Source organism: Brevundimonas sp. UBA5866 (assembly GCF_002432125.1).
Taxonomy (GTDB): domain Bacteria; phylum Pseudomonadota; class Alphaproteobacteria; order Caulobacterales; family Caulobacteraceae; genus Brevundimonas.
This window is the reverse complement of sequence record NZ_DJFS01000083.1, coordinates 17,576-40,091: the sequence shown is the minus strand read 5'-3', so window position 1 is coordinate 40,091 and position 22,516 is coordinate 17,576. Positions and strand designations below refer to the sequence as shown.

Below are 22,516 nucleotides of genomic sequence, written 5' to 3'. Positions count from 1 at the left end.
TTCACCGTGTCGGTGACCGAGCGCAGGGACGACGCCGACGGCCTGAAGCTGTCCTCGTCCGCCGTGCGCGAGGCCCTGAAGGCCGGTGACATGGCCCGCGCCACCGCCATCCTCGGCCGTCCCTTCGCCATCGAGGGCGAGGTGATCCACGGCGACAAGCGCGGCCGCACCATCGGCGTGCCCACCGCCAATATCGCCATGCCGGGCTATATGCGCCCCGCCTACGGCGTCTATGCCACGCGTACCCGCCTGGCCGACGGGCGGGTGGTCAAGGGCGTGGCCAATCTGGGCATCCGCCCGATGTACGAGATCGAAGATCCGCTGGTCGAGGTCTGGCTGTTCGACTTCGACGAGAGCCTCTACGGACAGGTGGTCGAGACAGAACTGGTCGCCTTCCTGCGCGGCGAAATGAAGTTCGACTGCCTCGACGCCCTCAAGGTCCAGATCGAGGACGACGCCGCCAAGGCCCGCGCCATCCTCGCCTGAACTCAACCAGCGGCGTCCAGCGCCGCCTGCCGGATCAGACCCACCATATTGTTGAGCCCGTTGGCGCGCTGCACCGTCAGCGCAGACGGCAGGCCCAGTCGATCCAGCGCCGCCTTGGCGTCAAAGCCCAGGATCTCTTGCGGCGTACGGCCCGAATAAAGGCGTAACAGAAGGGCGATATTGCCCTTTGACAGGGCGCTGTCGGAATCCGCGTCAAAGAACAGAAGGCCATCCTCGCGGCGGGTATTCAGCCACACCTGCGCCGCACAGCCCGGCACCTTATTGGCCTCGATCCGCGCCTCTTCCGGCAACGGAGAAAGGGTCTTGCCCAGTTCGATCACATATTCGATCCGGCCTTCCCAATCGCCGAGCAGGTCGAAATCCTCGATCAGTTCATCAAGGACGGATTGGATCGGTGCAGAGGTCGCTTCAGTCATGGCGGCTTCCTTACTCCCCTGAACAGGGCCTTCACAACGCCCGATTTATCCGCCCTCTTCACCACCTGAGCGAGGGGGTTTGGGGCATGGGCCTGCGGGCGCTATCCTCCACACTTGATTCTGTGCGTCGGCCCGTGCCGCCGCGCTTCATTACAGGACCCAAGCCCCGCTTGAACGCTCCCTTTCCAACGCCCGTCGCTGCCACACTGGTCCGGCCCGATCCGGCACAGTCGCGCCGCCGTGCGATCTGGCACCTGCTCTGGGGCATCAGCCTGCTGGCACTGACGGCTATGGCCCTTTTTGCCGGGGCCACGCCACGTCCGCTCGTCGCCTTGCTGGTCGTCGCCCTGCCTGCCGTGGGGGTGTTCGCGCTTCAGACCCTGCCTTCGGTGCCATCGTCATGGCCCCAGCCCGTACGCCCCACCCCCGTCTGGGCCACTGTGCCGTGGCTGGTCTGTCCCGTAGTGACAATGATCCTTACCGGAGGACTATCCGGGCCTCTGGCACCATTGGGCTTCGTTCCGGTGATGGGTGGGCTGGCCCTTCGCACACCGGGCGATGAGCGCCCGCTGGTGTGGGGGCTGATTGCGGCTGCGGCGGGTGTCTTCGCCGGCGGTATGGCCTCGCCCTTTCTTGCACCCCTGCCCGCAAACGGTCTGATCACCACCGGCACGGGATTGGTGGTGCTGTTGTTTGCGATCGTGGCCGCTTTGAACACACGCCCCGGCGGCACGGTCATTCCGCTGGCAATGGCGCGGATGGAATCCGCACTCAAGGACCAGCCGGGCCTGACCCTTGTGCTGGCTCCCAATGGCCGCGCCCTGGCCGCCTATGGCGCAGCGCCTCCGGCAATGGATGTGGATGCCCTGTTTGAAGAGCGTGACAGCGAGGGCGGCTTGATCGAGGCCGTCCATCCGCCGGATCGCCCCGCCGTGCGCGCCGCCCTTTCGCGGGCTCAGGCCGGACAACCGGCCCAGGTGCGCTTCACCCCTCGCGCCGCGCTTGACCGGCGTGTGCTGCTGGTGGTGCGCCGCATGCAGGGCGACAGCCGACGCATCGCCGCCCTCATGCTGGACGCAACCCTTCAGCATGCCCGCGAGAGCGAACTGGATCAGGCCCGGGCCGAAGCCGAGGCACAGGTTTTGGCCCGCTCGCGCTTCATCGCCCACCTCAGCCACGAGCTGCGCACCCCGCTGAATGCCGTGCTCGGCTTCTCGGAGATGATGAAGAACCAGTTGGTCGGCCCGCTGTCCGAACGGTACGTCGGCTATGCCGGATCCATCCATACGGCAGGCAGTCACCTGCTGGATGTGATCGGCAATGTGCTGGACGTGTCGCGCATCGATGCCGACCGTTACGAGCTGAACTGCGAAGACCTAGACGCCCGCGATCTGGCCGATGCGGCGATGGCGCTGGTGCGGGTACAGGCCGATGAAAAGGCTATCGATCTCAGCGCCGACCTGCCCGAAACCGCACTGATGGTTCACACCGACCGCCGCGCCCTGAAACAGATTCTGGTCAATCTGCTGGGCAATGCGGTCAAATTCACCCCCGCCAACGGCAAGGTCGAATTGGCCGCCCGCCGCGAGGAAGACAGTTTGATCCTGACCGTCAGTGATAACGGTATCGGCATTGCGCCCCAGGACCTCGCCCGCCTGGGCCGTCCGTTCGAACAGGCCGGCGATGCCAAGCAAAAAGCCCAAGGCACGGGCCTTGGGCTCTCACTGGCGCGCTCCCTCGCGGAACTTCACGGCGGCACCCTGTCTCTGGAGAGCCAGCTTGGCGAAGGCACCAAGGCCACCCTGCGGCTGCCGGCCTTCTAGGGTTCAGTCGCGGGCGACCTGAAACCCTGCGAACGACTGTTTCACCGGCATCAGCTCGATGGAGTTGATGTTCAGGTGCGGCGGCAGGCTGGCCACCCAGAACAGGGTCTCGGCGATATCCTCGCCCGTCATGGGATCGACACCGGCATAAAGGGTGTCCGACGCCGCCTTGTCGCCGCCGGTACGCACCAGCGTGAACTCCGTTTCGGCCATGCCCGGCTCGATCGAGGTCACGCGAACGCCCGTGCCATGCAGGTCCGAACGCAGGCCCAGCGAGAACTGGCGCACGAAGGCCTTGGTGCCGCCATAGGCGTTGCCGCCACGGTACGGATAGGTTGCCGCCACCGACGAGATGTTGATGATCGCGCCCTTGCGTTCTATCAGGCGCGGCAGCATGCGGTGGGTGATGGTCATCAGGCCGGTGATGTTGGTGTCCACCATCTGCTGCCATTGGGCGAGGTCCGCTTCCTGTGCAGGTCCGGTACCCAATGCCAGACCGGCATTGTTGATCAGCAGATCGATATTCTGGAACGCGTCCGGCAGACCGGCCAGCGCCGCATCAATGGCCGCAGCATCGCGGATATCAAAGGCGCACGGGTGAACGACATCCGCGCCCAGTTCCGACACCAGCGCCTCAAGGCGTTCCGCGCGGCGGCCGGTGGCGATCACCTTCCAGCCATCGGCCGCGAAACGACGGGCGGCGGCCAGACCGAAGCCTGCGGTCGCGCCGGTGATCAGAACTGTGCGGCTCATACCCGTTCCTCTTCTTGCTTGGCTTTCAGCGAGGCCAGGCGCACTTTCTCGCGCTCCTCGGTTGCGCGGATGCGGGCCTCTTCGGCGGCGCGCACGGCGTCGGTGCCGATATGGGCGCTGCCGCGTTGCCTGGCCAGTTCGATCTGGCGCTGGCGCTCGGCATAGGCGGCGCGGCGTTCCTCATCCCGTTCGTCCCAGCAGCGTTCGCACGAAACACCCTCGACATATTTGGGCGATTGCTTGCCCTCGGGACTGACCGGCATGCGGCAGGCGCGGCACAGGCTGTGCTCGCCCAGCTTCAGGCCGTGCCCCACCGAGACGCGTTCGTCGAATACGAAACACTCGCCTTCCCACAGGCTTTCCGGCTCGGGGATTTCCTCGAGATATTTCAGGATGCCGCCTTCGAGATGGTGCACCTCCGGAATGCCTTCGGACTTCAGATAGGCCGTCGCCTTTTCACAGCGGATTCCGCCGGTGCAGAACATGGCCACCTTGGGCGGATTCGGACGGTTGACCAGTTCACGGCCTTCCTTCTCGAACCAGTCGGCAAACTCGCGGAAGGTCTTGGTATGAGGCTGCACCGCACCCTTGAAGGTGCCGATCTCGACCTCGTAATCATTGCGGGTGTCGATGATCACCGTGTCCGGATCGCTGATCAGGGCGTTCCAGTCCGCTGGCTTCACATAGGTGCCTACACCATCGACGGGGTCGAGGTCCGGCTGGCCCATCGTCACGATCTCCTTCTTGATCCGCACCTTCATGCGGTAGAAGGGCATCTCCATCGCGCCGGAATATTTCAGCTCCAGCCGGTCAAAGCCCGGCTCGGCATGGATGCCGTCCACGACGCGCTTGATGGCGTCGTGCGGTCCGGCAATCGTGCCGTTGATGCCTTCGTGCGCCACCAGAAGCGTGCCGCGCACCTCGTCACCGCACAGGGCGATCAGGCGCTCGCGCAGGGCGGCAGTATCGGCCACCGGCGCGAAACGGTACAGCGCGGCTACCAGAACGGGATAATCGGGGAATGGGGTCTTCGTCACGCGGTCTCTATAAGGCTTTTATCGCCTAAAACCCATCCCGCATGACACCGAAGCTTGCCTTGTTCGTTGTTCCCGTGTGCACTGGAACACAGGCGTGTTTCGCGTGTCGTGGTTTCGCTTTCCCGATGAGGTATCTTGATTGATGGTGTCGAAGGCCTCGCCCCTGTCTCCGCTGAAGATACCGCTATTCCGCGCGATCTGGATCACCAGTCTGGTGACCAATTTCGGCGGCTTGATCCAGTCGGTCGGGGCGTCATGGATCATGACCTCCATCGGCACCACCCAGACGACCGCCCTTGTACAGGCGTCCGTCAGCCTGCCGATCATGCTTTTATCCCTGGCAGCGGGTGCGCTGGCCGACACGATGGACCGGCGCAAAATCATGCTGGCCGCCCAGACCTTCATGCTTCTGGTGTCGGTCGGTCTGGCTTTTCTGACCTATCAGGGTTGGTTGACACCGTGGGTGCTGCTGTCCTTTACCTTCCTGATCGGCTGCGGTGTGGCCTTTAACGGCCCGGCTTGGCAGGCCAGCGTGGGCGACATCGTTCCGCGCGAAGAGCTGGCATCGGCCATCACCCTGAACTCGATGGGTTTCAACCTGGCCCGAAGCCTGGGCCCGGCGCTGGGCGGTGCCGTGGTGGCCATTGCAGGCGCGGCGGCGTCATTCGCGGTCAATGCCGTGTCGTATCTGGGTCTGTTGCTGGTGCTGTTCCGCTGGAAGCCCGAACGCCCCCAGCGCACCCTGCCCCGCGAAGGCCTGCTGCACGCAATGGCCGGGGGACTGCGCTACGCCCTTCTGTCCCCGCGCATTGTCGCCGTCCTGATCCGCGCCCTGATATTCGGTATCGGGGCCAGTGCGGTACAGGCCCTGATGCCGGTCATCGCCCGTCATGAAGTCGGTGGCGGGCCTTTGATCTACGGTATCCTACTGGGCTCGTTCGGTGTTGGCGCGGTCGGCGGTGCCCTGTTCGTCACGCCTCTGCGCGAACGGTTCAAATCCGAGACCCTGGTCCGGATATGGATCTCGACCTTTGCCATCTCCGCGCTTGTACTGGCCTTCAGCCCCTTCCTGCCCCTGACCATTCTGGCCCTGCTGCTGGGCGGGGCTTCGTGGGTGATCGTGCTGTCCACCTTCAACGTCACCGTACAAATGTCGGCCCCGCGCTGGGTCGTGGCCCGCGCTCTGGCGCTTTATCAAATGTGCGCCTTTGGCGGCATGGCGGCGGGTGCCTGGCTGTGGGGCACGCTGGCCCAGAACTTCAGCATCACTCTGGCTTTGGGCATTTCCGCTGCGGTTCTGGCGGTGTGCCTGCTGTTGGGTCTGCGTCTGCCGCTGGCCAATGGCGAGGAGTTGAACCTCGCCCCGCTGGACCGCTGGAAAGAACCGGATACCGAGCTGCATCTGGAACCGCGCAGCGGACCGATCATCGTCTCCATCGCCTATCGCATCGATGATGAGGACGTACCCGAGTTTGTCCGCCTGATGGACGAGCGCCGCCGCATTCGCCGCCGTGACGGGGCCCACCAATGGCGACTGATGCGCGATCTGGCCGATCCGAACATCTGGGTCGAGAAATACCAGACGGCGACCTGGCTGGACTATGTCCGCCACAACCAGCGGATGACCCACGACGATGCCCGCATCACCCAGGCCATCCGCGCCCTGCACCGCGGCGAGGACAAGCCCGAGGTCCATCGCATGATCCAGCGGGCCACCGGCATGGTCTCGCAGCATCTGCATACGGACCGCAGCTATGGCGAGCCGCTAACCGATCCGACACGCGCCTCGTGAATATGACCGCCCTCAAACAGTGAAGGGGCCGCATCCGGATGGATGCGGCCCCTTCGGTCCACGAGAGAGGTAGGCATTGTCAGAAAAGTAGATGGAAGAGTGTGTGCACGCCGATGGCCACTGCGAACAGAACGGCGAAACCGGCAAGTAGGCCAACAGCCGGATGAAGCGGTTTGGATGCCTTGGCACCTTGCCCGTAAGGCAGGGGGCGTGGCTTTCCCGGATGAACCAGAGCCATGACGTTTCCTTTCCCTGTGCGGCGATGACCATCGTGGGCACCGTCTCGCCACAAAAGCGTCTCTCAAAGACCCTGCCTTGCCTAGGGGCTTTCACACCATCGTGAACGGTGACTTTTCGGGGCTTTTCGGCTAACCCCGCCGGTCAAAGGAATTTCCATGTCAAAACTGACCATTGCCGACGAGGCTGGCCGCCGCCGGACCTTCGCCATCATCGCCCACCCGGACGCCGGTAAGACCACCCTGACCGAGCACATCCTGCTGGCCGGTGGCGCGCTGCGCGCCGCAGGAGCCGTGAAGGCGCGTGGCGAGAACCGCCGCGCCCGCTCGGACTGGATGAAGATCGAAAAGGAACGCGGCATCTCCGTCACCGCCTCGGTGATGACCTTCGAGCACGAAGGCAAGATGTTCAACCTGCTCGACACCCCGGGCCACGAGGACTTCTCGGAAGACACCTACCGCACCCTGACCGCCGCCGACTGCGCCATCATGGTGCTGGACGCCGCCAAGGGTATCGAGCCGCAGACGCTGAAGCTGTTCGAGGTCTGCCGCCTGCGCGACATTCCGATCATCACCTTTATCAACAAGCTGGACCGCGAAGCGCAGGACCCGATGGCCCTGCTGGACGAAATCGCCTCGCGCCTTCAGCTTGATCCCGCCCCGATCTGGTGGCCCGCCGGTTCGGGCAACCGCCTGCGCGGTCTGGTCGAGGTCGGCACCGGCCGCTTCCAGCCCTATGCCAAGAAGGCTGCAGGTTCGGATGAAGATCCCGAACACCCGCAGGCCATCCCGCTGTCCGATGCCGCCCAGTATTTCGAACAGGGCGAGCAGGACGAGGTGACCGAGGCTCTGGAACTGGTCGAGGCCGGCTATCCGCAGTTTGACCGCCAGTCCTTCCTCGAAGGCCACATGACCCCGATCCTGTGGGGCTCGGCGCTTCGCCACTTCGGTATCGAGGACCTGCTGCGCGCCATCGGTGAATGGGCCCCCGCGCCCAAGGTCATGAAGGCCCGCAAGGAAACTCCGCCGGAAACCCGCAACGCCCCTGCCCCCGAAGCCATCGAGGTCGAGCCGGGCCAGAACGAAGTTACCGGCTTCGTCTTCAAGGTTCAGGCCAATATGGACCCGAACCACCGCGACCGTATCGCCATGTTCCGCATGGCGTCGGGCACCTTCAAGCGCGGCATGAAGCTGAAGGTCCAGAACACGGGCAAGCAGTTGTCGGTCAACGCGCCGATGATGTTCTTCGCCTCGGACCGCGAACTGGCCGAGGAAGCCTATGCAGGCGACGTGATCGGCATCCCGAACCACGGCGTCCTGCGCGTGGGTGACAGTCTGTCGGAAAGCGGCCTTGTCCGCTTTGCGGGCCTGCCCAACTTCGCGCCGGAAATCCTGCAACGTGTCCGCGTGAAGGACCCGCTGAAGGCCAAGCACCTGAAGAAGGCGCTGGAAGGTCTGGCCGAGGAAGGCGTGACCCAGCTGTTCCGCCCCGACATCGGCGCGGACTTCATCGTCGGTGCCGTCGGCCAGCTTCAGTTCGAGGTCATGGCCGACCGTCTGGGTGCCGAATACAACCTCGACGTCATCTTCGAGCCCAGCCCCTACGCCGAGGCCCGCTGGGTCGTCGGTGAAAAGGCGGACCTTGAGGACTTCGCCTCGAAATACCGCCCGCAGATGGCGACCGACATCGACCAGAATCCGGTCTTCCTCGCCAAGTCGTCGTGGGAAACCGGCTATGTCGGGGAGCGCTTCCCGAAGGTCACCTTCTCCAAGACGCTGGAACGCGGCTGATGATTTGAAGGGGAGGCTCCGGCCTCCCCTTTTTTCGTACGCGAAACAATAAACGCCCGAAAATCGGCGGCAGTGCGCGGTGGATGGGGTACAACGACAGAATGTTGTTCGACCTGCCCAGTGATGACGCCCTCTACGACGCCCTTGTCGCGCGTGATGACCGCTATGACGGGCGGGTGTTTGTGTGCGTGCACTCGACGGGCATCTTCTGTCGATTGACCTGTCCGGCGCGAAAGCCCCTGCGCGAAAACTGCACCTTCAGGGAAACCGTGGGCGAATGCATCGAGGCGGGTTTCCGCGCCTGTAAACGCTGCCATCCGGTACAGGCGGCGGCGCAGAACGATCCCGTCGTGACCGCCCTGTTGGAGCGGCTGGATGCCGAGCCGCACCGTCGCTGGTCCGAGCCCGATATCGCCCGCATGGGCTATGACCTGTCTACCGTGCGACGGGCCTTCAAGCGCCACTTCGGCATGACCTTTCTGGAAATGGCCCGCCAGCGCCGCCTGCGCGAAGGGTTCGAGACACTGGCCTTGGGAGGATCGGTTTTGACCGCGCAACTGGATGCCAGCTTTGAATCGCCGTCCGCCTTCCGCGCTGCCTTCGCCAAGCTGATGGGGTGTGCGCCCGCGGACCTCAAGACCGATGGCCACATGCGCGCGACGTGGATCCCCACGGCACTGGGCGACATGATCGCGGTCAGCAGCACCACCCATCTGCACCTGCTGGAGTTCACCGACCGCAAGGGCCTGCCTGCCGAACTGAAGAAGCTTCAGGCGGCCACGCCGGGCGGATTGGGCATTGGCCGCTTTGGCCCTGCTGAACAGGCCGAGGCGGAACTGGCCGACTATTTCGCCGCCAAATCCGCACGGTTCGAGACGCCCTTGGCTATGCACGGCACCGACTTCTACAAACGGGTGTGGCAGGCGCTACAGACCATTCCGGCGGGCGAAACCCGATCCTATGGCGACATCGCCCGCCAGATCGGCCAGCCCACCGCCGTCCGCGCCGTGGCCCGCGCCAACGGGTCCAACCAGATCGCCCTGATGATCCCCTGCCACCGCGTTATCGGGGCGGATGGGTCGCTGACGGGCTATGCGGGCGGGCTATGGCGCAAACAGCGCCTGATCGAGATCGAGCGCGAGCTGAGGCAAAAGGCAGCGGCTTAGGATCGGGCCGACAGCAGCCACCACTTCTGGAACGGCGGCAAAAAGAACTGCACCAGCGGACCGATGGCAAGCGCGAACAGGACGGTCCCCACACCGACCACCCCGCCCAGAATCCAGCCGATGGCCAGCACCACCAGTTCGACCAGCATACGCGAAAGCCGTATCGACCAGCCGAACTTGCGGTTGAGCCCGATCATCAGTCCATCGCGCGGCCCCGTGCCCATGCCTGCGCCTATGTAGGCTGCCGAGCCGATCCCCGTCAGCAGCACGCCGCATCCCAAAGCGATGATCCGCGCGGGCCAGGTCTCAAATTCCGGAATGAGCCACAGGAACAGGTCCAGCGTCAGGCCGATGACGAGGATGTTCAAGATCGTGCCCACACCCGGCTTCTGCCGCAGGGGAATCCACAACAGCATCACCACCACACCGGAAAGGATGCTCAAAAAGCCAAGACTGAGGCCGGTCAGCGACGAGAGCCCCTGATGGAAGACATTCCACGGATCGAGCCCCAGATGCGCACGCACCATGAGGGCCGCGCCGAGCCCGAACACCGAAAGTCCGAGTATGAGCTGGATGAAACGCTTGGACCGCATAATCGCGTCATGCCTGATCCACCGCTGTAATGCGACCTTTAACTGCTGCGGTACGATCAAGGCCGAACGTCATGGCGCACATGGCCAGACACACCAGCGTGGAAACCGCCAGCGCCGTATGGGCAGACTGGTTCAGCGCCAGTCCGAAACTCATGGGTGCAATGGATTGAACGAAGCGCGCCGGTAACAGGATGGCCACCTGACGGCGACCGTAGTTGGCCTTTCCGAACACATGCAGCGGCAGCACGCCCGAGGCGACCGACAACAACCCGTTCCCCGCCCCCTGACCGATCGCTATGACGACGCTGGCCCACTTGCCTCCGATCAAGGCCACCACGACGCCCAATGGGTGCAGCAAACTGGCCCCCCGCACCGCCAGAACCGGCGACAACCTGGGCGGGGCGACCAGAGCGCCAACACGCATGGCGATTGCGGCCAGGGCCATTGCACTGGCGGAAATCGCAGCCAGAGCCGGTTCCATTCCCAATGCGGCCATCAATCTTGGCAGTTGCGCTGCAAAGGCTGTGGCGACCCACCATGCCCCTGCAAACAGAATGGCCAGTTGCACCATGCGGCGATCCCATCTCACCGCATCCTCCGGTGCTTTGGAGATCACCACCCGCCCCGTCGGCAGCCAGATCAGATACAGCGGGACGCATAGGCCAATGTGGGCTGCCGCACAGACCCACAAAGCCCCGCGCCAGCCGAAAGCCTCCATCAAGGCGATGATCAGCGGCCAGCCGATCGCGCCCCCGCATGCCCCGATCAAAGAGACGGCTGTGATCGGTTTCTTAGCCTCCATTCCATACACCGAAACCAGCAGGGCATTGGCCGGTGCATAAAAGCCCACACCCATGCCGCACCCGAGTGCCAGCACCCCCGAAAGGGCCATCGCCTCGGTACGGGCAACCGCCATCATGCCCAGAGCAACCGCCAGCAGGACCGAGGCCACAACCAGAACCTCGCGCCCGCCGCGCCGGTCGATCCACCGCCCTGTCGCCATACTGGCCAGCGCCGCCAGCAGAAATGCCCCGGACAAGGCCGTAAACAACCGAAGGGGCGTGGTGCCGGTGGCGCTGGCCATGGGTTCGGCCATCACCCCCAGCAGGTAATAGCTGGAGGCAAAGGAGACGATCATTCCCGTGCCAAGGGCGGCGATCAGGCGAAAGGGGCGCGGCGGGTGCGATGTGTACGTCATAAGCCAGGCTGAATGCCGCCGATTGCGACATCGCCGTTAGCGATCTATCAGTCAGACCATGTTCCAAAAACTCACAGGCACGACATCGCAGATCTCCCTGACCGCGCTCAGGGCTTTCGAGGCGATGGCCCGCACCGGCAGCGCCACGGCGGCCGCCGCCGAACTGCATGTGACCCACAGCGCCATCAGCCGCCAGGTCAAGGCACTGGAACAGCAATTGGGTCTGCGCCTGTTCGAGGGCCCAAGGCACGCCCTGCGCTTGACACCGCGCGGGGCCACTCTGGCCGGTGAACTCTATCCTGCCTTCGACCGCATTTCAGCCGCCGTCACCCATGCCCGCGGTCAAAGCGATGAGCTGTCCATAGCCGTTCATGCCAGCCTTTCGGTCAAATGGCTGATCCCGAGACTGGCCCGTTTTCACGAGGCCTTTCCAGACATCCATGTCCATCTGATCGAGCTGCCGCCCCATGCGCAGAGCCACCGCGGGGCCGACATGGTGATCCGGTTGATGGACGCAGCCGCATTGAGGCAGGACGGCACAGTCGCCATCGCGCCCAATGCCATCGGGCCGGTGGTGTCTGCACGTCTGGCCGGAACCGACGGCCGGGCCGCCATTGCCCGCGTCCCCCGTATGGTGGCCCGCACCCAGCCCCAGAGCTGGGAGGACTGGCAAAGCCTTTCGGGCGTATCCCTGCCCCCGCCGGACAGGCCTGCGCGTGCGCTGGCCCATATGCATTTCTCGCTGGATGCGGTGATGGCGGACTGGGGAGCCGCAGTACTGCCGTGGATCGTCTGCATCGATGCCCTGGCCGAGGGAAAGATCGTTGCCCCGTACGGGTTTAGCCCCGATGAAGGCGGGGTAGGCCTGACTGTGTCCCGTAGCGAGACAGGCCGCGCACAAAAAAGCTTTATCCAGTGGATCAAAGCCCAGGCCACGGCCACGGAAATACCTTTACTGCGGCCTTGATTGGCGCGGTTGCGGGCTTCCCTCTGCCATCGGGACGTGATTTCTTCACCTTGGGGAAGAATATCTTCCAGTCTGGAGATGCGATGCCGAGTATTGCGCTGGCCATGACGCTGTTGCTGGCTACGGGCCAGTCCGCGCCTGCGGCTCCGGCTGTGCGTCCCCTTGTGGTGTCCTATGCCGATGCTGTCGCCTGTGCCGGCGTAACCCAGGCGGGCTCGGAACTGGAAGGCAACGAGAGCGAACGGGGCCGTAAACTGTTTGATGCCGCGCTCTACTGGTCCCTCACCACGATTCAGATGGGCAAGGCCTCGGGACGGCCCGACACCCTGACCGAGCGGGATATGTCAAACGCCCGGATTCGCTCTGTACGCGAACTCAGCCGCAAGAATTCCCAGACCCTCGAGCAAATGGAAAAGTGCATTAAATCTGCGCCTTCGCTCGGGTAATAAAATATCAACGATCTTTATAGCCGAACCATTCCCGATGGCGCTGCGTTTGCTTGGTCACATCCGGGATCGACGATCGATCCCAATCCGGGACAGACGCACCCATGTTCGAGTTTGGAAGAGATCTAAGACGCCTTTTCGAAAAGGCCCGCGACAGCCAGGATCTGGGCTGGCTGGAGCTTGTCGGCCTGAGTCTGGTCGAGTCCGAAGCCCGTTCCCAGTCCACGGATGCCGGTCGCGTCTCGTGTGCCCACCCTTATGAGGGCTGGATGCGCGCCGCTGCCCTGTGGCGCGAACATGCCCGCCGCTCGGGTTCTTCCGAAAGCCTGCAACGGGCCGAACAGGCCGGACGTGATGCCCTTCGTGCCGCCCTGAACGAGGATCAGGCCATTCGTGCCCGCATCGACATCGGCCACACCTCCATGCTGGCCTTCGATCTTTTCGGTGTGCCACGCCGTCTGGACAGCCTGTTGGACAGCGTCATCCAACTGCCCCTTCCCCGTCGCGCCGAAACCCAGGCGGAAATCGACTCCCTCAAGGCCCGCCTGGAAGCGCGTCTGGCCCGTATAGCCAATGATGCCGAGCGCATGGCACAGGCTGCCGAGCGCCTGTCCGAAGCCATGCTGGGGCTCAAACCGACGGACACCCTGATCGGCGAGGACCTGTCACTGGATCGCGCCGCCCTGTCGCTGGAAGCCGGTATCCAGACCCGCAATGCCCGCCTGCTGGATCAGGCCGGGCGCGAACTGCGCGACCTGGTCGAGAGCGCCAGCCCGGACGAGCGCCCCGTCAGCCGCGCCCGCGCACTGGCCCTGTGCGGAACCGGGATGGCCGCTCTGGCCTCCGTGGCCAATGATCCATCGGCCCGCCAGCAAGCCGGTGCCCTGTTCGATGCCGCCGCCGACCAGTTCACACCCGACCACAGCCCGCTGGACTGGGCCACCATCCAGCTCCTCAAGGCCGAGCGGTCCGAAGGCGACCCCGAGGCTCTGGAACAGGCGCAGAAACTGACCGACAAACCCGGTCTGATCATCGGGGCCCTGATCCGCGAGCGCAGTCTGGCCTACACACTGCGTCGCGCCGAGGCCGAGGGGGATATGACCTCTCTGGCCAAGGTCGAGCTGCTGCTGCGCCATCGCCTTGCACGACCAATGGATGAAACCACCGCCGTGGACTGGGCCAGCGACCAGATATCGATGGCGCGGCTGGCCATGACGATGTCCACCCGTGTGCATTATCCGCTCCAGGATCTGGGCATGGCCTTGTACGAAGCCTCCGACGCTGCCTCCCTTGCCGGTGCGCCATCCCTGGCTGTGCGTGCGAAAGACCTGATGCTGGCTGCGAAAACGCGCTGATTGCCGCCTTATTCGGTGCCCTCACCTTGACCGCGCCACATTGGCAACCTAGCTGACCAAGCACGTCTTAAGGGTGCCTCAAGTGACCGACCAATCTGCTGATCCCGTCCACGCCTTCATCGACAACGCCGTGAAGGATCACGACGTCGTACTTTTCATGAAGGGCACGCCGGATTCGCCGCGCTGCGGCTTCTCGGGCCTCGCTGTCCAGATCCTCGACCATATCGGCGTCGCCTTCGTGGGCGTCGACGTGCTGCAGTCCGAGCAACTGCGCGACGGCATCAAGGCCTATTCCGACTGGCCGACCATTCCCCAGCTCTATGTGAAGGGCGAGTTCGTCGGCGGTTCGGACATCATGCGCGAAATGTTCAACGCCGGTGAGCTGCAGGCTCTGATGACGGAAAAGGGCATCGGCCCTGCCGAAGACTGACGTCGAGGAATGAACTGATGGCGAGGGCTGTTCTCGAACCGCGCGAAGACCGCGAAATCTTCGTTGTGCCGCTGGAAATCAAACCGGAGCACATCGACGAGAACGGCCACGTCAACAATGTCGTCTATGTGGGCTGGTTGCAGGATGTCGGCACCGCCCACTGGAACGCCCGCTTCGATGAACAGACCCGCACCAAATGGTCGTGGGTCGCCCTGCGTCACGAGATCGACTATTTCCGTGGCATCATGCCGGGCGCAACCGGTATCAAGGCGCGCACCTGGGTCGGCGATCCGCAAGGCCCGCGCTTTGCCCGCTATGTCCGCATCGAGGACGAAAGCGGCAAGGTCTACGCACAGGGCATCTCCGAATGGTGTCTGGTGGAGGCCAGCACGCTGCGCCCCCACCGTATCCAGGCTGAAATGCTGGCTCCGTTTTCGACCTAGGCCTGCACAGACTGGCTGGCGGCTCTAGAAAGCCACCGCATTGGTGACACGCATGGCGCTCTGTGCCGGCAGAGCCAGCACCTCATAGGTCCAGCTCACCGCCAGATCACGTTGCGTCCCCTCACAGACAGCATCCTTGTGCTGGCGGATGGTAAGGGTTTCACCGTCACGCAGCACCACCTCGAAGTCCGCGCGCCGGGTACAGTTGGTGACGATGGTCGCGTGCACATTGCTGCCGTCGGCGGAGAAGGCCCGCAGGTACGGACCCATCGGCGTACCGCGCGTGACCGTCACGACATTGCTGTTCTTGGTGCTGTTACCATCCGCAATGATCAAACAGCCCGACAGTCCTGCCGAAGCGATTGCCAAAGCGGCAACGGCCAGGAACTTCCCACGCATTATTTCGCGCTTTCGATGGTGGTGGCGTCGTGCACAACGCGATCACCGCCAGCAACGATTATACAGCCGGACAAAACAGAAGCCGCTGCCACGACCGCCATTACCGAAAGAATGCGCTTGTTCATATGTACCCTCGTTGTTTTCAAGGATACGATGGCAGTTCCGCTGCCGTTTTACATGTGAATTATCTTTTAAATTAGCGTTGTCCGCCAACGCTGTATTCGTATCGGACCACCACCGGATTGGCGACCTGCAGCATCGCTCCCGGTTCCAGACCCAGTTCTTCGAATGTCCACTGCAAGGACAGTTGAGCGGGTTGGTTGCAGGTGTCCGCCTGTGTACGGCGAACCGTCAGTATGGCCTTGCCCGCCCCCCGCGACAGATGCGGTGTCAGGTCGGACTTGCGGGTACAACCATTCGTGCTGACGCGGACCACAGCCACGTCACCGGCGACAGCCGCGCCATAGACAGGCTCGACCACACCCAGCGGCTCGCTGGGGCCCTGTGGCGCTATCATGGGCGCACAGGCCTATGCCATAGCCGCAGGCATCACCAGCACCGAAAGCAGGCGCGAAGTACGGATCAGTGTTCGGACCATCTTCCCCTCCCGACACTTGATGATTTCACGGGGCGGAACATGCCCGATACCACCCCGAATGTGAACACTGTTCGATATTAAACCTTTGCAATAAAAAAGGCCCCGCCGAAGCGAGGCCTTTTCCATTTCCGATCTCTGTCCGGCGAGGCGGACAGACACGAATATTACGAGGAGTAGTATTCGACGATCAGGTTCGGTTCCATCTTGACCGGGTACGGTACGTCGGCCAGTTCCGGCACGCGCACGTAACGGATCGAGAAACCGCGATCACCTTGTTCCAGGTAGTCCGGGATATCACGCTCGGCCGATTGCTGGGCTTCCAGCACCAGAGCCATGTTGCGCGACTTTTCCTTGACCTCGACGACGTCGCCGACCTTCACGCGGTAAGAAGCGATATCGACCTTCTTGCCGTTGACGGTGACGTGGCCGTGCGAGACGAACTGACGGGCAGCCCAAACGGTCGGAACGAATTTGGCGCGGTAGACGATGGCGTCCAGACGCGATTCCAGCAGACCGATCAGGTTTTCCGAGGTGTTGCCCTTGCGACGGTTGGCTTCAGCATAGATCGCCGAGAATTGCTTCTCGGTGATGTTGCCGTAGTAACCCTTGAGCTTTTGCTTGGCCTTCAGTTGCAGACCGAAGTCCGAAACCTTCGACTTACGACGCTGGCCGTGTTGGCCCGGGCCGTACGAACGCTTGTTGACCGGCGATTTGGCGCGGCCCCACAGGTTTTCACCCATGGCGCGGTCGATTTTGTACTTGGCGCTATGACGCTTGGACATAGTCTACTCTCTTATATGACGCGGCCCGGTCCCTCCCCTATTGGAGTGACGATCTCAACGGCGGTTCACGCATCGTCCGTGTTTGAACGCACCTCGGGCGCAAACCCGTGATGTGAAGGGCGCGCTTATGGCCGCGAACCCCGCCGGAGTCAATCTTTACGGGCGTTCTAACGATCATGAGGCAGATGCCTGCCCCCGCCGGTCCGCTGCGTATCAACTCGCTTTCGCCATATCCGTATCGGGTTCGACAAGCTCGCGCATCGGCCGCCCCAGCAGATAGCCCTGCACCTCGTCACAGCCCTGCTCCCTCAGGAAGCTCAGCTGGTCGACAGTTTCCACCCCCTCGGCCAGAACCGGAATGTTCAGGCTCTCGCCTATGGTCAGCACGGCGCGAATAATGGCGCGTGACTGCGGGCTGCCCTCCAGCTCGCTCATGAAGGCGCGATCCAGCTTGATCTTGTCGAACGGAAACGCCCGCAGGGTCGACAGGGAGGAATAACCGGTCCCGAAGTCATCCATAGCGATGGATACCCCCAGCGCCTTGATCTGGCGCAGGATATGGGTCGAGCGGGTCATATCAGATATCATGGCTGTCTCGGTGATTTCCAACTCCAGCCGTGACGGCGGCAGGCCGGTATCGATAAGGATTTGATGCACCAGCCGGGGCAGATCGCTGTGGGTCAACTGAACCGGCGAGAGGTTTACCGCCAGACGCAGCGGCTTGTCCCAGTACACAGCTTCCTGACAGGCCCGTCGCAACACCCACTCGCCAATCGGCAAGATCAGGCCCGTATCCTCGGCAATGGGAATGAACCGGTCAGGCGGCACAAACGAGCCATCAGGCTGCGGCCAGCGCAACAGGGCCTCATAGCCCGTCACACTGCCATCCACGACGCTGACCTGGGGTTGGTAATAGATCTGGAACTGGTCCTGCTCCAGCGCCTCGCGCAGCCCCTGCGTCACGCGGCGGCGCTGGCGCACGGCCTCGTCCATCGCCTTTTCGTAGAAGCACACCTTGTCTGTCACCGAGGCTTTTGCCCGATACATGGCCAGATCGGCATTGTTGATCAGGATGGAGGTATCCTCTGCATCCTGCGGCCACACCGCGATACCGACAGAGGCCCCGCAGCCGACATCGGTATGCTCGCTCTGCATGGGGCGTTCCATCGCCTCGATCCAGCGCATGGCCACGGCACGGATATCGGCCTCGTCCATATCCGGTTTCAGCGGCACCAGACCCACGAACTCGTCACCGCCGAGGCGGGCCAGAAACTCACCTTCTTGGGCCGTGGCACGCAGATTGTTGGCGATATGCACCAGCAACTGGTCACCGACCGCATGACCATAGAGATCGTTCACATCCTTGAAGCGATCCAGGTCGATCGCCAGCAGGGCGAAGCGACCGCCCCCGCCCAACAGCTGGGACATACGCGCCATCTTCTCGAGGAAGGAGGCGCGGTTTGGCATCCCCGTCAGGCTGTCGTTTCGGGCCAGAAACGCAATCCGACGCTCCTGTTCCAGACGGCGGCGAAGGTCGCGTACAGCGAACAAGCGCACGTCGGTACCGCTTTCGCCGCGCTCGTGACGTACAGTCACCTCGACCGGAACAATCTCGCCGTCCACGCTCTGCAGTTGGCTTTGGAAAACGCTCTGACCCGTCATGGCATCGGCGTCCTCGATCCAGCGGGCGATCGGGCTACCGCGCAGATCGGCGGAATAAAGACCGCACAGGGCAACAAAGGCTTCATTGGCCATGAAGATCTTGCCCTCGATCTCGACAACCATGCCATCGGCCGTGCCGTCGATCAGGGCTTTCAGTCGGCGCTGCTCGCGCTTCTGGGACTGTTCCTGCAAGGCATAGGTGGCCAAGGCCGAGCCCAGCAACAGCAGTCCCACCCCGGCGACGCCAAAAGCCATCAGGCTATGGCTGACACCGGTCGCATCGGCCGCCCCGTCCAGAGGCAGCACAGACACCGCAGCCATGCCGGTAAAATGCAGGCTGACGATGGCCAGCACCAGAACAAGGCTGCTGTAGATACGCGCCCTTGGAAGATCACGGATGCCGCCCAGGTAAAAGGCCGCCATACCCAAGGCGACAGCCAGCACGATCGACACTGTCACATAGACCGGGTCGAACAGCACGAAGGCGCGGTTCTCCAGACCCAACATGCCCAGATAGTGCATGACCGATACGGTTATACCGAACAGGCCGCCGCCACACAGCTTGGCCACGATTCCGCGCCCCGAGCCGACCCCCAAAGCCACGGAGCAGCCGATCAATGCGATGACCAGGGAACCGGCGGTAAAGCTTGGCTCGAAGCTTGTGGCCAGCGATGGCGTCCATGCCAGCATGGCGATGAAGTGGGTGCACCAGATCGCCGCGCCACCGGCACCTGCGCCTGTCACCAGCCAGGTCGCCCGCATCAAGCCTCTGGTTCCGCGCATTTTGCGAAACAGGCTCATGGTTATGCCTGCGCCGATAACACAGACCGCAGCCGCCAGTGCGACCAGCAGGAGATTGTGGTCTTCGACCACACAAGTCAGTATGCGCATACTACGCCTCAAAAACGGGAGCCTGTTCTGGCTCCTCAGGCGTAACTAGCGTCCAAACGCATAGGGATAACAGTCCCTTAAAATGAAACAGGGAGCCGGAATAACCGACTCCCCGCAACTATCCCCTGAAAAATCAGGAAATCCTTATGCCTTAGCCCTTGATGGCCGCGGCATAGAGTTCGTTGACCTTGTTCCAGTTCACCACCGTCCAGAACGACTTCAGATAGTCGGCGCGGCGGTTCTGGTATTTCAGGTAATAGGCATGTTCCCACACGTCGGCACCCAGGACGACAGCGCCCTTTTCATCGGCGACGTCCATCAGCGGGTTGTCCTGGTTCGGGGTCGAGGTGACTTTCAGCTTGCCGTCCTGGACGATCAGCCAGGCCCAGCCCGAGCCGAACTGGCCGGCGCCGGCGGCGTTGAAGTCTTCCTTGAACTTGTCCATGCCGCCCAGGTCGGACTCGATGGCCTTGGCCAGTTCAGCCGACGGCTCGCCAGTCTTGTCGGCCGGAGCCAGCAGTTCCCAGAACAGGGCGTGGTTCCAGTGGCCGCCACCGTTGTTGCGGACAGCCTTCGGCAGCTTCGACATGTTGGCGAACAGCTCTTCCAGCGACTTGCCCTGCAGGCTCTCGTCAGCGTCCACTGCCTTGTTCAGGTTGTCGACATAGGTCTGGTGGTGCTTGTCGTGGTGGAAGGTCATCGTCTCCTTGTCGATGGCCGGTTCCAGAGCGTCATAGGCGTAGGGGAGAGGCGGAAGGGTAAAAGCCATCAGGAGACTCCATCAAATGGGTGTTTCAAAATCCTGCCTACTATCTAAGGCACGTCGCGCCGAACCCAACCCCCTTCGGTAAATTGAAGTGATTTTTCTCGGGATTTCCCCAATCGAGGGAACACCTTTCCGGATAGCGACGTTTCTCAAGGTTGAAACCGCACAGAACCGGCCCAACCTATGGCAGATTACGACCCGTCGACTCCCATCAGCGATGACCAGGTGGCCTTTATGAAAGATCAGCTTGCGCCGGTCATGCGGCGCATGACGCGTCTGCAGATCTTCGAGATGGCCGACTTCTTTTACGCGCAAGCCCGCGAACGCAATTCTAACAGCGGCATCGACGACTGGCGTTTCGAGATCAGCGTCTAGGACGTCAGCCTTCTGCGTGCAGTTCCTGCTTCACCCGTTCGGCCAGTGATTTGATGTCCAGCGGTTTGGGCAGGAAGCTGACGCCCACCTCGTCCTGAAGCAGGTCAGAGAAGTCGCTCTCGGCATAGCCCGAGATGAACAGCACGGGCACATCTCCGATGAACTGACGCGCCTTGCGCAGCAGCGACGGGCCGTCCAGCCCCGGCATGATGACGTCGGAAATCAGCATGTCGATCTGACCCGCCCATTCCTCGGCCAGCTCCAGCGCCTCTTCACCGTCAGCCGCCTCGATCACCTCATAGCCGCGCTGACGCAGCAGGCGGGCGGCAATGCCGCGAACGGCCGCCTCGTCCTCGACAAACAGTATACGACCGGCACCGGACAGGTCGCGCGGGGCCTTCACCGTCTTTTCGACCACCGGAACCTCGACCAGTTCCTCGGCCGATGCCGCAGGCAGGAAGATCCGGAACGCCGCGCCCGCACCTTCGATATTGGTGACGGTGATATGGCCACCTGCCTGTTGGACGATGCCGTAGACGGTCGCCAGACCCATGCCGGTGCCCTCGTTCACCGCCTTGGTGGTGAAGAAGGGCTCGAAAATCTTGTCCAGGAGTTCAGGCGGCACACCCGGCCCCGTATCGGCGACCTCGATGAGCGCCACCTCTTCGGGGGCATCGCGCCAGCCCAGTTCACGCGCATGTTTCTGGGCCAGACGGCGCGTGCGGATGGTGACCACTCCCGCGCCCGGCTCGACCACGCCCCGCATGGCGTCGCGGGCATTGACCGCAAGGTTCATGACAGCCGTTTCCAGCTGCGACTTGTCGGCCAGCACCAGCGGCAGATCACGCCCGTAATCGGTTTCCAGCCGCACATCCTCGCGCAGCAGACGACGCAGCAGAACCGCGAATTCACCCACCAGCTCGCCCAGATCCAGCCGCTCGCGTCGAACCGTAGATTTACGCGAGAAAGCCAGCAGCTTGCGCACCAGATCGGCGGCGCGAATGGCGGTCTGGCGGATTTCGTTCAGCCCCTCATAGGACGGATCACCGACCGGATGGCGTTCCAGCAGGCCCGACAGCTGAAGCTGGATCGCGGTCAGCAGGTTGTTGAAGTCGTGCGCCACACCGCCCGCCAGCTGACCCACGGCCTGCATCTTCTGGGCCTGCGACAGTTGCAGCTCCATCGACTTCTGGCCCGTCACGTCGAACAGCCAGATACGGCGGCCATCCCCCTCGGGCGCGACATACAGGTGAAGGCTGCGATCGGGGTGGGCACGGGCAACCAGTTCGATCGGGCCAGAAGACCCTGCCTCCAGCTTCGCACGCGCCTCGGCCAGACCGGCCGCATCGAACAGATGGCCGAAGGCAGCATCGCCCGACGCCGCAGGCCCCGTCAGCACCGCCAGTGCCGCGTTGGCATCGCTCACCCGACCCGCGAACAGGTCATCCCCGCGTATGACGCCCGATCCGAAGGGAGCCCCCGCTGCCATCGCACGCAGTTCGCCCACCGCGCTGGCCACGGGCGTGGCCAGCTGAGGCGTTGACGAGATCGGCAATGCCGCCTCGGGTGCCGCCCGGACCAGATAGCGCCCCTGCCCGGCCAGTCCGATCAGGACTTCCTTCTCGCGGCTGCCGATCTGGACGATAGCGCGCCCCTGATCGCCTTCGCGTGCCTGGGCGAAGGCCATGTACAGCGCCCTTCCCGACTTGCCACGCGGCAGGTGGATCAGGTCGCCATTCTCCTCGGCCCATGCCGCGTTGTAGGCAAGGACCTGACCCGACTCCCAGACCAGCGCCGCCGGTTCGGCCATCGCGTCCAGCATGTCTACGGCAGTGTCGCCCAGGGGGCGCTGGGCTTCCCCGCGCCCGAACACCATCAGTCCGATGGAGGCAATCGCACCGGCCGTCATGACCAGTATCAGGCTGGGCGCGCTCAGGGCGTTGAAACGGAATGCGGGATAGGCGATTGCCGCCACCGTCAGGGTGAACCCGACAGCCATCAGGACCAGCAGCGGATCAATACGCACGGATTGGACCCGTCGCGTCTTCTGCCGAGCCTGCGGAGTGGAAACAGTCATCTCGCCTCGCCTT

The 22,516-nt window shown here is 63.2% G+C and carries 22 protein-coding genes and 1 pseudogene (1 of these 23 only partly in view); 11 read left to right on the top strand and 12 right to left on the bottom strand.

Going from position 1 to position 22,516, the window contains the following annotated elements:
* Nucleotides 1-486: pseudogene (locus B3H86_RS11280) on the top strand (bifunctional riboflavin kinase/FAD synthetase) (it extends 457 nt beyond the left edge of the window).
* 2 nt (nt 487-488) lie between these two features.
* Here the strand turns inward: B3H86_RS11280 and B3H86_RS11275 are convergent.
* Complete coding sequence (locus B3H86_RS11275; RefSeq protein WP_292053953.1) at nt 489-923, bottom strand: SufE family protein; 435 nt, start codon at nt 921-923, stop codon at nt 489-491.
* A 170-nt stretch (nt 924-1,093) separates the two neighbouring features.
* Here B3H86_RS11275 and B3H86_RS11270 point away from each other — a divergent pair, with 170 nt between their 5' ends.
* Nucleotides 1,094-2,746 carry a sensor histidine kinase gene (locus B3H86_RS11270; RefSeq protein WP_292053951.1) on the top strand — a complete coding sequence of 551 codons (1,653 nt, stop codon included), beginning with the start codon at nt 1,094-1,096 and terminating at the stop codon, nt 2,744-2,746.
* A gap of 3 nt (nt 2,747-2,749) precedes the next feature.
* Here the strand turns inward: B3H86_RS11270 and B3H86_RS11265 are convergent, their stop codons facing one another.
* Both B3H86_RS11265 and B3H86_RS11260 read right to left on the bottom strand, forming a co-directional pair.
* Nucleotides 2,750-3,499, bottom strand: coding sequence for an SDR family NAD(P)-dependent oxidoreductase (locus tag B3H86_RS11265; protein ID WP_292053949.1), 750 nt, complete (start codon nt 3,497-3,499; stop codon nt 2,750-2,752).
* Entirely contained in the window at nt 3,496-4,536 is a 1,041-nt protein-coding gene (locus B3H86_RS11260; RefSeq protein WP_292053946.1) for a rhodanese-related sulfurtransferase, read from the bottom strand. The genes B3H86_RS11265 and B3H86_RS11260 overlap by 4 nt, the downstream gene beginning before the upstream one ends.
* Nucleotides 4,537-4,678: 142 nt before the next feature.
* Here B3H86_RS11260 and B3H86_RS11255 point away from each other — a divergent pair, with 142 nt between their 5' ends.
* From B3H86_RS11255 to B3H86_RS11245, 3 genes are all read left to right on the top strand, one after another.
* Entirely contained in the window at nt 4,679-6,328 is a 1,650-nt protein-coding gene (locus tag B3H86_RS11255; protein WP_292053971.1) for an MFS transporter, read from the top strand.
* Between the two features lie 395 nt (nt 6,329-6,723).
* The gene (locus tag B3H86_RS11250; RefSeq protein WP_292053945.1) at nt 6,724-8,355 is read left to right on the top strand and encodes a peptide chain release factor 3; all 1,632 of its coding nucleotides are present in this window, start codon (nt 6,724-6,726) and stop codon (nt 8,353-8,355) included.
* 101 nt (nt 8,356-8,456) lie between these two features.
* The gene (locus B3H86_RS11245; protein ID WP_292053943.1) at nt 8,457-9,521 is read left to right on the top strand and encodes a bifunctional transcriptional activator/DNA repair enzyme AdaA; all 1,065 of its coding nucleotides are present in this window, start codon (nt 8,457-8,459) and stop codon (nt 9,519-9,521) included.
* Here the strand turns inward: B3H86_RS11245 and B3H86_RS11240 are convergent.
* Together B3H86_RS11240 and B3H86_RS11235 are read right to left on the bottom strand one after the other, a co-directional pair.
* Entirely contained in the window at nt 9,518-10,114 is a 597-nt protein-coding gene (locus tag B3H86_RS11240; protein WP_292053930.1) for a YczE/YyaS/YitT family protein, read from the bottom strand. The two genes, B3H86_RS11245 and B3H86_RS11240, sit on opposite strands and share 4 nt — an antisense overlap.
* A gap of 7 nt (nt 10,115-10,121) precedes the next feature.
* Nucleotides 10,122-11,312 (bottom strand): MFS transporter, encoded by a 1,191-nt coding sequence (locus B3H86_RS11235; RefSeq protein WP_292053929.1) that lies wholly within the window; start codon nt 11,310-11,312, stop codon nt 10,122-10,124.
* Nucleotides 11,313-11,370: 58 nt separating this feature from the next.
* On the opposite strand from B3H86_RS11235, the gene B3H86_RS11230 reads away from it, so the two are divergent.
* From B3H86_RS11230 to B3H86_RS11210, 5 genes are all read left to right on the top strand, one after another.
* On the top strand, nt 11,371-12,279 hold the full coding sequence (locus B3H86_RS11230; RefSeq protein ID WP_292053928.1) for a LysR family transcriptional regulator: 909 nt from the start codon (nt 11,371-11,373) through the stop codon (nt 12,277-12,279).
* A gap of 83 nt (nt 12,280-12,362) precedes the next feature.
* The gene (locus tag B3H86_RS11225) at nt 12,363-12,725 is read left to right on the top strand and encodes a hypothetical protein (RefSeq protein WP_292053927.1); all 363 of its coding nucleotides are present in this window, start codon (nt 12,363-12,365) and stop codon (nt 12,723-12,725) included.
* A gap of 104 nt (nt 12,726-12,829) precedes the next feature.
* Nucleotides 12,830-14,080 (top strand): hypothetical protein, encoded by a 1,251-nt coding sequence (locus B3H86_RS11220; RefSeq protein ID WP_292053926.1) that lies wholly within the window; start codon nt 12,830-12,832, stop codon nt 14,078-14,080.
* Nucleotides 14,081-14,162: 82 nt separating this feature from the next.
* Nucleotides 14,163-14,510, top strand: coding sequence for a Grx4 family monothiol glutaredoxin (gene grxD, locus B3H86_RS11215; protein WP_292053925.1), 348 nt, complete (start codon nt 14,163-14,165; stop codon nt 14,508-14,510).
* Nucleotides 14,511-14,527: 17 nt separating this feature from the next.
* Complete coding sequence (locus B3H86_RS11210) at nt 14,528-14,953, top strand: acyl-CoA thioesterase (protein WP_292053924.1); 426 nt, start codon at nt 14,528-14,530, stop codon at nt 14,951-14,953.
* A gap of 24 nt (nt 14,954-14,977) precedes the next feature.
* Here the strand turns inward: B3H86_RS11210 and B3H86_RS11205 are convergent, their stop codons facing one another.
* From B3H86_RS11205 to B3H86_RS11180, 6 genes are all read right to left on the bottom strand, one after another.
* Nucleotides 14,978-15,352: a hypothetical protein gene (locus B3H86_RS11205; protein WP_292053923.1), complete on the bottom strand. Its 375-nt coding sequence runs from the start codon at nt 15,350-15,352 to the stop codon at nt 14,978-14,980.
* Nucleotides 15,352-15,477, bottom strand: coding sequence for a hypothetical protein (locus B3H86_RS11200; protein ID WP_292053922.1), 126 nt, complete (start codon nt 15,475-15,477; stop codon nt 15,352-15,354). Before B3H86_RS11200 ends, B3H86_RS11205 begins: the two co-directional genes overlap by 1 nt.
* A gap of 71 nt (nt 15,478-15,548) precedes the next feature.
* Complete coding sequence (locus B3H86_RS11195; RefSeq protein WP_292053921.1) at nt 15,549-15,869, bottom strand: hypothetical protein; 321 nt, start codon at nt 15,867-15,869, stop codon at nt 15,549-15,551.
* Between the two features lie 245 nt (nt 15,870-16,114).
* Nucleotides 16,115-16,732, bottom strand: a complete 618-nt coding sequence (gene rpsD, locus B3H86_RS11190; RefSeq protein ID WP_292053920.1) for a 30S ribosomal protein S4 — start codon at nt 16,730-16,732, stop codon at nt 16,115-16,117.
* A gap of 213 nt (nt 16,733-16,945) precedes the next feature.
* Complete coding sequence (locus B3H86_RS11185; protein ID WP_292053919.1) at nt 16,946-19,285, bottom strand: bifunctional diguanylate cyclase/phosphodiesterase; 2,340 nt, start codon at nt 19,283-19,285, stop codon at nt 16,946-16,948.
* A 151-nt stretch (nt 19,286-19,436) separates the two neighbouring features.
* Nucleotides 19,437-20,054: a superoxide dismutase gene (locus B3H86_RS11180; protein ID WP_292053918.1), complete on the bottom strand. Its 618-nt coding sequence runs from the start codon at nt 20,052-20,054 to the stop codon at nt 19,437-19,439.
* Nucleotides 20,055-20,234: 180 nt separating this feature from the next.
* On the opposite strand from B3H86_RS11180, the gene B3H86_RS11175 reads away from it, so the two are divergent.
* Nucleotides 20,235-20,426 carry a hypothetical protein gene (locus tag B3H86_RS11175; RefSeq protein ID WP_292053917.1) on the top strand — a complete coding sequence of 64 codons (192 nt, stop codon included), beginning with the start codon at nt 20,235-20,237 and terminating at the stop codon, nt 20,424-20,426.
* A 4-nt stretch (nt 20,427-20,430) separates the two neighbouring features.
* Here B3H86_RS11175 and cckA read toward each other — a convergent pair whose 3' ends face one another.
* Nucleotides 20,431-22,503 carry a cell cycle histidine kinase CckA gene (gene cckA, locus B3H86_RS11170; protein ID WP_292053916.1) on the bottom strand — a complete coding sequence of 691 codons (2,073 nt, stop codon included), beginning with the start codon at nt 22,501-22,503 and terminating at the stop codon, nt 20,431-20,433.
* Nucleotides 22,504-22,516: the final 13 nt, after the last annotated feature.

Coding starts and splice junctions, on each gene's coding strand:
- B3H86_RS11275 (WP_292053953.1), bottom strand. CDS start 923: ATGACTGAAGCGACCTCTGCACCGATCCAATCCGTCCTTGATGAACTG.
- B3H86_RS11265 (WP_292053949.1), bottom strand. CDS start 3,499: ATGAGCCGCACAGTTCTGATCACCGGCGCGACCGCAGGCTTCGGTCTG.
- B3H86_RS11255 (WP_292053971.1), top strand. CDS start 4,679: ATGGTGTCGAAGGCCTCGCCCCTGTCTCCGCTGAAGATACCGCTATTC.
- B3H86_RS11250 (WP_292053945.1), top strand. CDS start 6,724: ATGTCAAAACTGACCATTGCCGACGAGGCTGGCCGCCGCCGGACCTTC.
- B3H86_RS11245 (WP_292053943.1), top strand. CDS start 8,457: ATGTTGTTCGACCTGCCCAGTGATGACGCCCTCTACGACGCCCTTGTC.
- B3H86_RS11240 (WP_292053930.1), bottom strand. CDS start 10,114: ATGCGGTCCAAGCGTTTCATCCAGCTCATACTCGGACTTTCGGTGTTC.
- B3H86_RS11235 (WP_292053929.1), bottom strand. CDS start 11,312: ATGACGTACACATCGCACCCGCCGCGCCCCTTTCGCCTGATCGCCGCC.
- B3H86_RS11230 (WP_292053928.1), top strand. CDS start 11,371: ATGTTCCAAAAACTCACAGGCACGACATCGCAGATCTCCCTGACCGCG.
- B3H86_RS11225 (WP_292053927.1), top strand. CDS start 12,363: ATGCCGAGTATTGCGCTGGCCATGACGCTGTTGCTGGCTACGGGCCAG.
- B3H86_RS11220 (WP_292053926.1), top strand. CDS start 12,830: ATGTTCGAGTTTGGAAGAGATCTAAGACGCCTTTTCGAAAAGGCCCGC.
- B3H86_RS11210 (WP_292053924.1), top strand. CDS start 14,528: ATGGCGAGGGCTGTTCTCGAACCGCGCGAAGACCGCGAAATCTTCGTT.
- B3H86_RS11205 (WP_292053923.1), bottom strand. CDS start 15,352: ATGCGTGGGAAGTTCCTGGCCGTTGCCGCTTTGGCAATCGCTTCGGCA.
- B3H86_RS11200 (WP_292053922.1), bottom strand. CDS start 15,477: ATGAACAAGCGCATTCTTTCGGTAATGGCGGTCGTGGCAGCGGCTTCT.
- B3H86_RS11195 (WP_292053921.1), bottom strand. CDS start 15,869: ATGATAGCGCCACAGGGCCCCAGCGAGCCGCTGGGTGTGGTCGAGCCT.
- rpsD (WP_292053920.1), bottom strand. CDS start 16,732: ATGTCCAAGCGTCATAGCGCCAAGTACAAAATCGACCGCGCCATGGGT.
- B3H86_RS11185 (WP_292053919.1), bottom strand. CDS start 19,285: ATGCGCATACTGACTTGTGTGGTCGAAGACCACAATCTCCTGCTGGTC.
- B3H86_RS11180 (WP_292053918.1), bottom strand. CDS start 20,054: ATGGCTTTTACCCTTCCGCCTCTCCCCTACGCCTATGACGCTCTGGAA.
- B3H86_RS11175 (WP_292053917.1), top strand. CDS start 20,235: ATGGCAGATTACGACCCGTCGACTCCCATCAGCGATGACCAGGTGGCC.
- cckA (WP_292053916.1), bottom strand. CDS start 22,503: ATGACTGTTTCCACTCCGCAGGCTCGGCAGAAGACGCGACGGGTCCAA.